9 protein-coding genes are annotated in these 12,499 nt (G+C 68.9%); 4 read left to right on the top strand and 5 right to left on the bottom strand.

What is annotated here, in order from left to right:
• Window positions 1-170 precede the first annotated feature (170 nt).
• The gene (locus OEB96_RS42295) at window positions 171-929 is read left to right on the top strand and encodes a thioesterase II family protein (RefSeq protein WP_266222644.1); all 759 of its coding nucleotides are present in this window, start codon (window positions 171-173) and stop codon (window positions 927-929) included.
• Window positions 930-949: 20 nt separating this feature from the next.
• Here the strand turns inward: OEB96_RS42295 and OEB96_RS42290 are convergent, their stop codons facing one another.
• Complete coding sequence (locus tag OEB96_RS42290; protein WP_266222643.1) at window positions 950-3,412, bottom strand: penicillin acylase family protein; 2,463 nt, start codon at window positions 3,410-3,412, stop codon at window positions 950-952.
• 372 nt (window positions 3,413-3,784) lie between these two features.
• Between OEB96_RS42290 and OEB96_RS42285 the strand changes: the two genes are divergently transcribed.
• Both OEB96_RS42285 and OEB96_RS42280 read left to right on the top strand, forming a co-directional pair.
• A complete protein-coding gene (locus OEB96_RS42285) occupies window positions 3,785-4,579 on the top strand; it encodes a ribosomal protein L7/L12 (RefSeq protein ID WP_266222642.1) in 795 nt (264 codons plus the stop codon).
• 30 nt (window positions 4,580-4,609) lie between these two features.
• On the top strand, window positions 4,610-5,434 hold the full coding sequence (locus OEB96_RS42280; RefSeq protein WP_266222641.1) for a hypothetical protein: 825 nt from the start codon (window positions 4,610-4,612) through the stop codon (window positions 5,432-5,434).
• A 45-nt stretch (window positions 5,435-5,479) separates the two neighbouring features.
• Here OEB96_RS42280 and OEB96_RS42275 read toward each other — a convergent pair whose 3' ends face one another.
• Both OEB96_RS42275 and OEB96_RS42270 read right to left on the bottom strand, forming a co-directional pair.
• Window positions 5,480-6,361 carry a hypothetical protein gene (locus OEB96_RS42275; RefSeq protein WP_266222640.1) on the bottom strand — a complete coding sequence of 294 codons (882 nt, stop codon included), beginning with the start codon at window positions 6,359-6,361 and terminating at the stop codon, window positions 5,480-5,482.
• Window positions 6,358-8,472 carry a serine/threonine-protein kinase gene (locus OEB96_RS42270; RefSeq protein WP_266222639.1) on the bottom strand — a complete coding sequence of 705 codons (2,115 nt, stop codon included), beginning with the start codon at window positions 8,470-8,472 and terminating at the stop codon, window positions 6,358-6,360. Before OEB96_RS42270 ends, OEB96_RS42275 begins: the two co-directional genes overlap by 4 nt.
• 186 nt (window positions 8,473-8,658) lie before the next feature.
• Between OEB96_RS42270 and lspA the strand changes: the two genes are divergently transcribed.
• The gene (gene lspA, locus OEB96_RS42265) at window positions 8,659-9,273 is read left to right on the top strand and encodes a signal peptidase II (protein WP_266222638.1); all 615 of its coding nucleotides are present in this window, start codon (window positions 8,659-8,661) and stop codon (window positions 9,271-9,273) included.
• Window positions 9,274-9,276: 3 nt separating this feature from the next.
• On the opposite strand, the gene OEB96_RS42260 is transcribed toward lspA, so the two are convergent.
• Together OEB96_RS42260 and OEB96_RS42255 are read right to left on the bottom strand one after the other, a co-directional pair.
• Window positions 9,277-11,265, bottom strand: a complete 1,989-nt coding sequence (locus OEB96_RS42260; protein WP_266222637.1) for a TRAP transporter large permease — start codon at window positions 11,263-11,265, stop codon at window positions 9,277-9,279.
• Entirely contained in the window at window positions 11,262-12,356 is a 1,095-nt protein-coding gene (locus OEB96_RS42255; protein WP_266222636.1) for a TRAP transporter small permease, read from the bottom strand. Before OEB96_RS42255 ends, OEB96_RS42260 begins: the two co-directional genes overlap by 4 nt.
• Window positions 12,357-12,499 lie beyond the last annotated feature (143 nt).

The raw sequence follows: 12,499 nt of genomic DNA, 5'->3' as shown, positions 1-12,499 counted from the left end.
TCATTCGTCGGTTCCCCAGGTTGGTCCATTGCTGCATTCATCGGGCGGCGCGATCAGACCAAGAGCCTCCATCGGGAGGTTGGGGGCGGAGATGCGCAACCATGGCTCGATCTTGATTTCGCAGGAGTCGAGGGCCGCTCGTCTTCGAACTCCTCCGAGGAGCGACCATCATGAAGAATCCCTGGATCGCGGGGCGCCGGTGCGCCTCGGAATTCGTTCTCTCCCGCCTTCTTTGTTGCCCCCACGCGGGAGGAGGCAGCTCGCTATACGCCCAGTGGCGCGGGGCCTTCGGCCCCACGCTCGAAGTCTGCCCGGTGCTCCTCCCGGGTCGAGAAGCGCGGATTCACGAGCCCTGCTACCGTCGGATCGAGGCGCTCATTGGGGCTCTGTGTGCTGCGCTCCACGGCGACCTCGATCGCCCCTATGCCCTGTTCGGGCACAGCCTCGGTTCGGTCGTCGCATTCGAACTGGCTCGCAGGGCCGGCGCCATGGGCCGCCCGCCTGCGCTGCTGATGGTCTCTGGGCGGCGTGCCCCTCACCTGCGGTCTCGCAAGGCGCCGACCCACGGTCTCGACGATGCCGGTCTCCTTCGCGCGGTGGAGCAGCTCAACGGGACTCCTGCGGAACTCCTGGCCGACCCGGAGTTGATGCGCGTGTTCTTGCCCTGCCTACGCGCCGACTTCGAGCTCAACGCGACCTATGTGCCACTGACCGACCAGCTGTTGGATTGCCCGGTCGTGGCCTTCATGGGCGAGCAAGACCCCGAGGTGGAAGAAGCGGAGCTCGTGGCTTGGCGGGAGGTCACGACGGGGCCATTCTCCCATCATGTGCTACCGGGCGATCACTTCTACCTGATGCCACCGCCGGCCTCCCTGCTGGCGTTGGTCCGGGAGGAACTCTCGGCCCGGCTCCCCGGTGTGCTGGCTTAGCCTGGGTCAGTCTTGGCCGATCACTCGGTGTAGCCGAAGATCACTTCGACTTCGAGCTCGGGGTCGGTCTCGATTTCCTCTTCGGTGTAGAGCACCTTGCGCCACTCCTTGTTGGAGAAGGCGAAGGTCTGGTCGGTGTGGAGCGGCGAGCTGGAGTCGCCGCTCTGGCCGTAGGTGAGGAAGGTGTAGGCCTCGGGCTGGTCGTCGGTGAAGCGCATTGCCATCACGAAGCTCGTGCCATACTGCACCGGATAGCCGTCAGCGGTCAGGCCGGTGACGAAGTTGACGAGCTCGGGGCGCTCGAGCTGGTCGCCCACCAGTGTGGTGTCGAGTCGGCGAAAACGCACGAGGTTTGGGGTGCCCTCGACGATGCCACCTCCGTGGATGGGGATCCGCTGGCCAGCGCGGATGGTGTACTGCACGTCGCCGAGACGGGCGTCGAGCGGGATTCCGACCCCGTTCAGGCGGACCACCGCCCCGGCGAGTGCCTCGAGGATGCGATCGGCCTGCTCGGGGTCGTCGGGAGCCGGCGCGAGCTCGGCCGGGGTATCCACGGCGCTGAGGGCATCACTGGAGGGGCCGGGATCGAAGGCAATGGCGTACAGCTCCCCTGCCTCGAGGTGCGAATCGAGGTCGTCGAAGTCACCGAGGAATTCGCGGAACACCACTGCGCCCACGCTGTCGACGTCGACGCGGTGGTCCCAGCCGGCGAGCAGGGTACAGGCCTGCGAGATATCCACGCTCTGCCCGTCGTAGCTCACCGGACCGGCGCCCTGGCAGCGGTCGATCACCGAGTCGAGGAGCAGCTCGGCGGGGAGGTTGTGGTTGCCGAGGATCGCGTTCTTGAGCTCGTCGAGGTCGAACTTGCCGTCGGATCCCGACATCGAGCGTTCGCGATCGAGCAGGATCATCGCGTTCATGCGAGTGCGAGGGCTACGGGGGGTGCGCTCGAAGCCGTGCATCGGTGAGTAGCCGGTGAGCGGTTCGAAGGGGTTGGTCAGCCAGTGGCTGTCGTTGGCGTTGAAGACGAAGTCGTTGCGCCACAGGCGGGGTAGCTTCGCCGTGGGGATGAGGCCGGGCTCGCGCGCCCCCGGTTCTTCTACCCACTCGGATTCCGAGGAATCGCCCGGAAGCAGGACCAGGCCGTTGCCCCAGAGCTGGGTGGTGAAGAAGTCGCCCTGTTCGAGCTTCTGCTGCCAGAGATCGATGGTGGCCTGGCTGAGGTTGGGGGTGGGTGTGGCGTCGATGTAGAAGGTCCGGCCGTCTCGCCCGGTCGCCACGGTGTTGACCCACGGTATGCCCTTGATCTCGTCGTGGGTGCGCTCGATCTCGTCGATGGAGGTGGCGCGGTCCATGGCCATCCACTGCGGGATGAGCTGTTGATTGTTCAGGTTGGCGTCGCGGAGGGCGAAGCCGAGGGTGGGCAGTGACAGGCCGGGTAGGGCCACCAGCGAGCCGTGGTGGGTGCGGTAGAAGGTGTGCGAGGCGGTGGAGATGCTGCCGTCGGGCTCGAGCACCTGCGTCTGCTGCGGGTCGGCTTCCATTGCCCGGTACTCGCCGTCGTAGAGGTAGCGGGTGGGATCGCCCGGATCGATGGTGAGCTGGTAGAGCGTCATCCGCTGACCCTCCGAGACGGTGTGGGTCCAGGCCACGTCCTGGTTGAAGCCGATGAGGATGCCCACCACCCCCATCAGGCTCGCGCCATAGACGTCGATCACGTCGGGCACCTTGATGTGACTCTCGAACAGCTTGAGCTCGCCCTCCCAGGGAAAGTGGGGGTTGGCGACGAGCATGCCGTGACCGTTGGCGGAGCGCTCTTGGCCTATGCCCCAGCCATTGCTCCCGGGGCGGTTGTCTCGGATCTCGGAGAGCTGCGTGTCGGGGTCGAGCTGCAGGCCTTCGCCCTCGGGGCCCGCGAGATAGATGAGGTCGTGAACCCCACGGCTCGAAGCGAGCTGACCCAGCTCGATGTAGTAGGCGAACAGATCCACGGGGGTGATGGGCCGCAGCCACTCTTGATCGGCGCAGGGCAGCTCCTCGCGGCGCTGCTGCAGGAAGTCGTTGTAGCCCGCGACATAGGCCTCGATGAGCGCTCGGATCTCCTCGCTCTGCTGTGGCAGACCCTGCTGGGCGTTTTCGTAGACGCGCAGGTGCTTGAGGACCAGGTCGCTGCGCACGTGCTCGTCCTCTTCGCCACGCCCGAAGAACTGGGCCCGTTCGGAGCGGACCTTGAGGATCTGATCGGCGAGCACACAGCCGTTGAGGCGGGTGAAGGCCCAGGCTTGGCCGTAGACGGCGCTCGGCAGGTCGTCGGCCAGCACGTGGGGGATGCCGTGGCTCGTCCATCGGATCACGGCACGGTAGGTATGATCATCGGGCTCGACCTGGACGGGTTCCACGCAGCTGCCGGCGCCCAGCTCGATGGCGGTCAGCGCAAGCAGTCGAAGACCATGAGCGAGGAACGAGGGAGCCGAGCTGGACATCGAGGATCAGACTATGCGTCGATGACCCGATGGGTCAACGCGGATGGAGCGAACGATGTGCGGTGTGGGACCGCTCCTGCCGGTCGCGAGACGGGCGTGATTGCCCAGCAGGGGTCTACTCGTTTCGATCGGAGTCGCGCATTCGCTTGTGGTCAGGCTCGACCAGGCAGGGGCGTTCCAGCGTCCTACGAATTCGCTCGCGGGGTGTCACGTCCCAAGTCGTGACGAAGGAAGTCAATGCTCGTCAGTGCATGGTCTTCATCTCCAACGCGCTCCGCGGCTCGTGGCCTGGCTCCACGAGAAGTACCGAGCGATTCGGATGGATCTCCCGGTTGTGTGAGCGAGGGTTCCCCGTGCTATCGTTTCCGCCCGGTGCCTTCGTTCGACGCCATCGAGCCCCTCGTCACTGCCGGCAAGAAGATCCAGGCCATCAAGGAGTTCCGTGCTCTGACCGGGGCCGGTCTCAAGGACTCCAAGGACGCGGTCGAGTACTTCGAGGCCCATCGCCAGTGGCCTGCGCAGTACCTCCGCGAGCCTGCTCCCCGGAGCGTGCCTCCACCCGTTGCGAGCGGGCCGAGCCCCCTTCGGGCCGAGCTCGAGCGGCTGATGGCCAGCAACCAGAAGATCATGGCGATCAAGCGGCTGCGCGAGCTGACCCGCTGGGGTCTCAAGGAGGCCAAGGAAGCGGTCGATCACTATCAAGATGGCGGCGTGTGGTCTCCGGCCGTGCTCGCCGTCCTCGATGGCTCACCGTCGCCGGCGCCCGCATTGACGCCGACGCCCGCATCGACGCCGACCCCTGCGCCTACGCCGTCCGGGCCCGCCGCCGCCGTGATCACCACGGCCCCCACCGAGGTCGCGATGCTCGAGGCCCTCGCGCGGCTGATCGGCTACGCCCCCGAGGTGCTGCTCTCCGTCCCCGCCCGTCGCGTGGCCGCGGACGGCAAGCTGGTGGTGCTGCGCGATCGCACCTGCTTCATGGGGGAAGACGAGGGCCAGTGGACCATCGACCCCGTGCTCTCGCACGACGCCGTGGTGAGCGTCGAGGTCCATCGCGGCATGCAAGCCACGCTCTACGTGAGTCTTGGCTACCTCCACGAGCGCTTCGAGATGGACCCCAAGGACGCCGACGCCGCGCTCGCCTTGCTTCGCGTCTACGCCCGCTGATCTCGGCCCGGCTCCGCGTTACCATTGCTCGTGGCTCGCAGCACCATCCTCCTGCCCACGCTGCTCCTGGCCACCCTGCCGGCCTGCGTGGAGATCGATCCGTCCTACGCCGACTCGTACACCACCACGATCTCGGCGACGACGGATCCATCGACCACCGATCCCACGGCGAGCTCCACCACCGCGCCCGATGACTCCTCGGGCACGCCGGCCTGCGATTGCGAGCCCTTCCAGCTGTGCGAGGCGGGCACCTGCACCGCCCCCTCGCGGATCCTGTTCGTCAACCTCGACGGCGTGACGGCCACCTTCGGCGCGGCCAATGCCTCGCAGGACAGCCACAACCTCTACCCGGAGCTCGCCGGCACCTGGGACGGCTATGGAGCCGACGACGCCACGCGGCAGACGTTGCTGTCCACGATCACCACCCAGTGGGAGCCCTTCCGCGTGGTGGTCACGGACCAGCGCCCCCCGGCGGGCTCTGCCCCCTACCTCCAGGCGGTCGTGACCGCGACCCCGCCCCCGGCCGGCTTCGAGGGCGTCGCGTCGATCGCCTTCCCCGACTGCGGCGACGCCATCCCGCAGGACATGTCGTTCGTGTTCGCGCAGCCCGGTGATGCGTTCGGCGTGTCGACGCACGCCAACTGGGTGAGCCTGGCGTTCGCGCGCGGCCTCGGTCTTCAGTACACCAACGCGGCCGACGACCTCTCGGGCTTCGGCGATCGCTTCGTGGAGACCTGCTACCCCATCGCCGAGGCCACGCCGTGTGCGGCGCATCATCCCGAGTACTGCAACGACGACCCCATGCAGCAGAGCTCGCTGCTCGAGCTGCAGGCGATCCTCGGCGCTCGCGGCTGATACACCCGGCAGATCACGGGCGCCGCCGCGTGACGGAGTCGAGCGTCAGAACCGCAGTCCGAGCCCGTGGGGACGCACGGCGACCCGCTGTCCCGCGGCCGCGCGGCGCTCGGCCCTGCGTCCCAGCACCACCATGATCACCCCACCGGCCACCGCCAGCACCCCGGTCCCGAGCACGGCGGCGCCGGGAATCACGGTGGTGTAGCGTACCGGCACGCAGTCGCCACCGCGTGGGTTCTCGAGGCAGCCCGCGCTCTGGTGGTGCAGCCCCAGCAGTACCGCTCCGCCCACGGTGGCGGCCGCTCCGGCGCCCAGGAGGCCCCAGCCGGCGGGGATCAGCCGGGAGCGCGGGGCCGACGGGCGATCGCTGGACGCCACCACCACCGGCTCGACCGGGGGCTGCACCGCTGCCGTCGCTTCCTTGCGCCGCCGCAGCACTTCGGCGCGCGCATCGAGGGCCCGCAGCCGCACCATGTCGCGTACCTCGACGAACCCGCAGATCGAGCACTCGTCGGCAAATGGCGCCAGCGCCTGGCCGGTGTCGCCCGCGAACACCGTCACCGTCACGTTGAACTCGTCTTCGTCGCCGGTGACCTGGGCCTGCACCAGGAAGTCGGCCCCGGCTGCGCCGGCGGCCGCCTGGCGACACGCCTCGTCGCACCCGGGGGTCGTGCCCTCGGCCGGTACCACTTCGATGCCGTCGTCGACCAGGTTGTCCGAGACCAGCGTCGCCAGCTCGATCGCGGTGTCGGGCGGCAGCTCGCCCGAGAGGATCGTGGGGAGCACGAGGATCTTGGCGCGACCGGTCGCCGCTTGCTCCGGTCCGACCACCGCGACCGTGGCGGCCACCACCGGGCGTGGCATCGCGGCGAGCACGAGACCCGCGCTCGCCACCCACGCCCATCGCTGCCTTCGCCTCGTCGTCATCCGCCCAGCTTCTTGCGCACGCGCTCCAGGCGATCCTGCGCCTTCGCGTCGCCGAGCGCCACCGCCTTGGCATAGGCCGCCTCGGCGTCCTGCAAGCGCCCCACCTTGAAGTAGACGTCACCCAGGGTCCGGCGGTAGTGGGCGCTGCCGGAGGCAAATCGCACCGCCTTCTCGGCGTGGGGCACGGCCTCGGCGTAGCGGCCCGCGTCGAACTTGAGGCGGCGCAGGCCGTCGTGCGCCGCCGCGGACCGACCGTAGACGCGCAGGGCGGCGAAGTACTTGGCCTCGGCCGCCGCTGTCCGGCCGCCCTTGCGCAGCTTGTCGGCCTCGGCCACCAGCTTCGCCGCCTCCTTGCGGGCCGCCTCGCGGCTGGCCTCGTCGCCGGCTCCATCGTCGCCGCCGTCCGCGATCTCGGGCTCTGGTTCGGGCTCCGGCTCGGGCTCTGGCTCCGGCTCCGGCTCGGCCTCGATGGTGGGATCGGGCTCCGGCTCGGGCTCCACCGCGAGCTCCGGCTCCCGTGCGTCCCGTCGCCGCTTCACCGCACTCGCGAGCTTGACCTCGACGTCCTCGTCGTCGGTCACCTCGGCCGGATCCTCCGGCACGATCGCAGCGAGCTCGGCCAGCTCCTTGCCAGCGTCGAGCTCGGCCGGGGTCAGCTCGCCCTGCAGCGCCCGCGCCCGGATGTCGGCGATCTCGCCGTTGGTGAACCCGCTGCGCTCCCGGGCTCGCTGCAGGCTGCCGTCGAACAGCGCGGCCTGCAGGTAGAAGTCGCGCGCGAACACCCGGCCCCCGCTGCGCTCCCAGTAGTAGTCGCCCAGCCGCACCAGCGCGGCGCCGAAGTCCTGTCGCAGCTCCGCCGCTCGCGTCGTGGCCTGCTCGGCCGCGGCCGCAGCCTCGTCCTCGGCCATCGCATCGAGCTCGTGCACCCACACCAGGGCCGTGTCCTTGGGCGCGTCCGGCTCCGGGTACACCCAGCGCGCCTGGGCACCCGCGGCCGTGGCCGACTGGGCCAGCGTCTCCACCCGCGACAGCTCGGCCGGCGTGGGCTCGGGTCGCGCGACCAACAGCGCCGCGAGCACCGCGATGATCACCACCGCGGCTCCGACGACCGCGGGCCAGACCCACGGTCGCTTCTTGGTGCCCATGGCCGCCTCGAGCGCGTCGACCAGCGCCTCCATCGAGGGCCAGCGCTCGTTGGGCTCCTTGGCCAGGCCCCGCATCACCACCTCGTGGATCTTCGGGGGCACCTTGTTGTTCTGCGGCGGCGGGGTCATCTCGCCGCGGTGGATCGCGTAGGCGATGGCCAGCCGGTTGGGTCCCTCGTAGGGGCGCACCCCGTAGAGCAGCTCGTAGGCCACGGCGCAGAAGCTGTACTGATCGGTCGTCGTGCTCGTGGGTGCGCCCAGGTGCTGCTCGGGCGACATGTACGAGGGCGTGCCCATCACCGTGCCCGCGCGCGTCAGCTCGGGCGAGAGGTGATCGAGCGAGTCGAAGCCCGGCGGCCCGTAGCTCTCCTCGGTGCGATCGACCGTGCCATCGTCGTGCGCCTGCGCCAGCCCGAAGTCGAGCACCCGCGCGCGACCGTGCTTGTCGACCATCACGTTGTCGGGCTTGAAGTCGCGGTGCACCACTCCGGCCCGGTGGGCGGCCACCAGCCCTCGCCCGGCCTGGATCAGCACGCCCAGCCGCTCTTCGAGCGGACGCGTGGAGCGTATCCACTCCTTGAGGGTCGAGCCTCGCACGTACTCCATCGCGATGTACGTGCAGCCCTCGAACTCCTCCACCTCGTACACGTGGGCGACGGCCGGGTGCTGCAGCCGCGCCATCGCCTGGGCCTCGCGGCGGATCCGGGCCCGGTTGCGCTCGTCCCTCGCGGTGCCGCTGTAGAGCAGCAGCTTGATCGCGATCTTGCGATCGAGCTTTTCGTCGTAGGCCGCATACACCGCTCCCATGCCGCCCTCGCCGAGCTTGCCGAGCACCGGGTAGCGGCCGATGCGATAGAGCGCCTGCGGCGGCCCGTGGGCGGGCATGGTCTGACCCGAGCGCGCGGTGTTCCCGACCTCCGACATCTCGCCGAACGCCTGAGTCTCCTCGATGTCGCTTGGGTCCACGCCTTGCCCAAGGGTATCCGACGCCAAGGTTGCGGGATGTGCGCAGTTGGAGTGGACCCGCAGGGCTGTCACACAACGGCAGTCACTTTCATCGCCGAATTCGTTCACCCCGAGCGAAGATCGGGTCCAGAGTCCCGTGGGCGGGCAAGGGAGCGGTCGGCGGGGTGTGCTACACCCAAGGCCGCGATGCCCAAGGCACCCACCGATTCCCCGGAGCCGTCACGGCGCAGCCGCATCGTGCTGACCCTCGTCGTGCTGGCGGCCACGCTCGGTCTCGATCTGTGGAGCAAGGCCTGGGCCTGGGACAACCTGCGGCGCGGCAAGCCGATCATGGTGATCGACCCGCTGCTCGAATTCGCGTTCAGCTTCAACCTGGGCGCAGCCTTCGGGTTCCTCAACAGCGCGTCCTGGTCGCGGGTCTTCTTCATCGTGGTCACGATCTTCGCCCTGCTCTACATGGGCTGGCTGGCGCTCTCGCTGCCCACGCGTCATCGCTATGGCTTCGTGGCGGTGGGCCTCATCGCGGCGGGGGCCGCCGGCAACCTGCACGATCGCCTGGTCCGCGCCAACGAGGGTGGGTTCTACGGCGTGGTCGACTTCATCAAGATCAACTACCCCTGGGGCGGCTCGTGGCCCACGTTCAACGTGGCCGACATGCTGCTGCTGTTCGGGGTGGCGACCTTGCTGATCTACTTTCGGCGTGAGGCGGCCGAGCTCGAGGCGCTCGGACGGGGCGAGGCCAAGACCGCCGAGACGGTCGAGGCGGAACGAGCCCCTGCGGCGGCCGTGCCCGCCGACTGATCCTCAGCTCCCACTGTCCGAGCTGGCGCCCTCGGCCCCGCTGGCGCTGGCGCCCTCGGCCCCATCGCCCGAGCTGGCGCCCTCGGCCTCGGCTCCAGCGCCGTCGGCCTTCAGCATCCCCTCGAGCGCCTCGCAGGTCCACTCGGCCTTCATCACGGCGGTCGCTGCCTCGGTGACCTTGGCGTAGGCATCGGGCCCGGGCGCTTCCACCAGCGCCACGATCGCGAGCACCTCGGGGTTGGTGACCTCCTCCCCCTCGATCTCCTTGCGCCACTTGGCCAGCCGCTCGGCCGCGGGCGTCTCGTCGTCGGCCATCACCGTCTCGGCCGCGTCGCACAGCACGTACATCTGATTGACGATCTCGGACATCTCCTCCATGGAGAGCACGCGCTGGCCGCCGGCTCCGACCTCGCCGACCTTCTTGATCTCGGGCGCCCCCGGGCGCGCCTTCTCTTCACGCACGACCTGCCCCGACTCGTCGACCTGGGGCAGCGGCTCGTAGAACGCCTCGTCGCGCAGCAGCACGTTGACCGGCCCCACCGACAGCGTGGGCACGTAGGTCACGATGCCCAGGCCCACGAACATCAGCCCGATGAACGGGATCACCGACTTGATCACCTCGCCCAGCGGCTTCTTGAACGCGGCGCTGGCCACGAACAGGTTGATCCCGATGGGCGGCGTCAGGTAGCCGATCTCGAGGTTGACGATGAAGATGACCCCAAGGTGCACGGGGTCGATCCCGAGCTGATCGGCGATGGGCTTGAGCAGCGGGGCGATGATCACGATCGCCGAGATCGAGTCCATCAGCGCGCCCACCACCAGCAGCAAGAGGTTGATGATGAGCAGGAACTGCAAGGGGCTCAGCTTCATGGCGCGGATGGACTCCACCGCCATGTCGGGGATCTTCTCCTCCACCAGGAAGTCGTTGAGCCCGAACGCCAGCGCCATGATGATGAGCAGCGTCCCCATCATCACCGCCGACTCGCTGAGGATCTTGGGCAGGTGCTCGGGCCCGATCTCGCGATGGATGCACAGCTCGACCACCAAGGCGTAGATCACGGAGACGGCGGCGGCCTCGGTCGGCGTGAACAGCCCCGAGTAGATCCCGCCCAGGATCACCACCGGCAGCATCACGGCCCAAAAGCCGTCGCGGAAGCGGTCCGCCACTTCGCGGAAGCTGTAGCGGGAGCGCTCGGTTCGCCCGCTGCGGTGGGCGACCCACATGCTGTAGAGCGACAGCAGCACGCCGATGAGCGCACCGGGCAGGATCCCGGCCAGGAACAGCTCGCCCACGTCGAGCGGCACGCGACCGCCAGCCACGATCGCGAACACCAGCATGGGGATGGAGGGCGGGATCAAGATGCCCAGCGAGCCCGCCGTGGTCACCAGGCCCATGGAGAAGCGCCCGTCGTAGCCGGCCTTGACCAGCGCCGGGTACATCATCGAGCCGATCGCGATCACGGTGACCGGGCTGCTGCCGCTGATCGCCGCGAAGAAGATGCAGCCGCCCACGGTGGCGACGGCCAGGCCCCCGGGCATCCAGCCCACCAGGGCCTTGGCAAAGGCGACCAGGCGGTTGGCGATGTCGCCCGCGCTCATGATGGCGCCCGAGACCACGAAGAACGGGATCGCCAGGAGCACGTTCTTGGACGTGAGATCGGCCATCTTGGCGGGGAAGGTGTCGAACCCACAGATGGCGTCGGGGCTCAGCGTCGTGCACTGGCCCGGGTCGTAGAACGCAGGCTCGCCGTAGAGCACGAAGCACATCGCCGCGAGCACCCCGATGATCACGAACAGCGGCGAGCCCAGCAGGACCATGATGGCCAGCGCCGCCAGGAGCACCAGGCCGCCGCCCGATCCGTGCTCTTCGCCGGCCAGATCTTCGGCCAGCTCGGTCCCCTCGGGGGACGCGAAGCCATCGAGCGACATGCCGATCACGACGATGAGCACCGCCAGGGCGAGGGCGCGAACGATCGTCTTGCGCGGGCTCATCGGGCCTCCTCGTCGTCGTCGTCCTTGGAGATCAGCTCACCCGAGCGCCCGCGCTGGCGCAAGTCGTCCTCGGCCTCGGTCTTGCCCATTGCGCTCGCAAGCATCGGGATCACGTCGTGCGCGTCGGTGGGCACCTTGCTCTGCGGTCGCGGAATGCCGTTGTCCAGGGACATGTGCGCCTTCGAGGTCATGGTGTCGATGGCGCTCTGCTTGTCCTCCTCACCGGTGTGGAGCTGCCGTGCCTCGGTGGCGATCTCGCTCGGCTGGGGCCCGCGATCCTGCGGGATGCCCCCGGCCGCCTCGACCGGGTCGAGCGGGACCTCGAGCTCCCCACGCAGCGCAGCGAGGGCCTTGACGAAGTAGCGTATCGTCATGAACGAGAACGCCAGCGGCAGCGCGGAGAAGCCGAGGTACTTGGGCAGGTCCATCCCGGGGAACAGCCCGCCCTTGCCGTCGGTGCTCACGTACTCCTGGTAGTGGAATGTGACGTAGCGCAGCGAGAGCCACACCAGCACCAGGCACACCGTGGTGGTGAACAGCCCGGAGATGAAGGCGATCGACGGACGAAACTTCTCGGGCAGCGCGCGCTGGGCCGCCTCGACGCGCAGGTGGCGGTTCTCGTAGGTGCACATCGAGGCGCCCACGAATCCGACCCACAGCGTGAGCACGAGCGCGAGATCCTGCGACCACGTCAGCCCGTTGGGCAGCATGACCAGCAGCAGTCGGACCAGACCGTAGGCCACCAGCACGCCGGCGGCGGAGATGGCCAGCGCGGTGAGGGGAGCGATGGGCTTGGCGCGCTTGGCCGTGCGGATGCCGATGTATCCCAGCGTGGTGAAGACCACCGCCAGCACGTAGGGGGCGGCGGATTCCAGCCGCGAAAAACCCGGGGTGCCCGGGAGCAGGTCGGCGCCGAACCATCCGCCGACCTTGGCGGCGACGATGGCCAGCTTGCTCTCCTCGCCCGAGAAGCTGCGGTGCACGACGTCGACGAACACCACGAGCGCCATCACGAGCAGCGCGCCCACCACGATGGCGCGCTCGGCCTGATACACGGCCCGATCGATGCGTTTGTAGACCGACTCCGACACCGGCGGCGCATCGTAGCGCAAACGCGACCGCGACCCCAGCCTTCGCGTCGGGCCGGGACCACGAATGACGGAGGGGCAGCGATCGCCGTCCGGCGACCCCTGCCCCTCGTGATTCCCTCTCGCATGGCCCCTCCGGGAGGAGG

Origin of the sequence: Paraliomyxa miuraensis (assembly GCF_026337845.1) — a bacterium.
Taxonomy (GTDB): domain Bacteria; phylum Myxococcota_A; class Polyangia; order Nannocystales; family Nannocystaceae; genus Paraliomyxa; species Paraliomyxa miuraensis.
This window is presented reverse-complemented; position numbering and strand designations above follow the sequence as displayed.

Bases quoted from the DNA above. Each gene is read 5' to 3' on its own strand.
- OEB96_RS42275 (WP_266222640.1), bottom strand. From the start codon at position 6,361: ATGACGACGAGGCGAAGGCAGCGATGGGCGTGGGTGGCGAGCGCGGGT.
- OEB96_RS42260 (WP_266222637.1), bottom strand. From the start codon at position 11,265: ATGAGCCCGCGCAAGACGATCGTTCGCGCCCTCGCCCTGGCGGTGCTC.
- lspA (WP_266222638.1), top strand. From the start codon at position 8,659: ATGCCCAAGGCACCCACCGATTCCCCGGAGCCGTCACGGCGCAGCCGC.
- OEB96_RS42295 (WP_266222644.1), top strand. From the start codon at position 171: ATGAAGAATCCCTGGATCGCGGGGCGCCGGTGCGCCTCGGAATTCGTT.
- OEB96_RS42290 (WP_266222643.1), bottom strand. From the start codon at position 3,412: ATGTCCAGCTCGGCTCCCTCGTTCCTCGCTCATGGTCTTCGACTGCTT.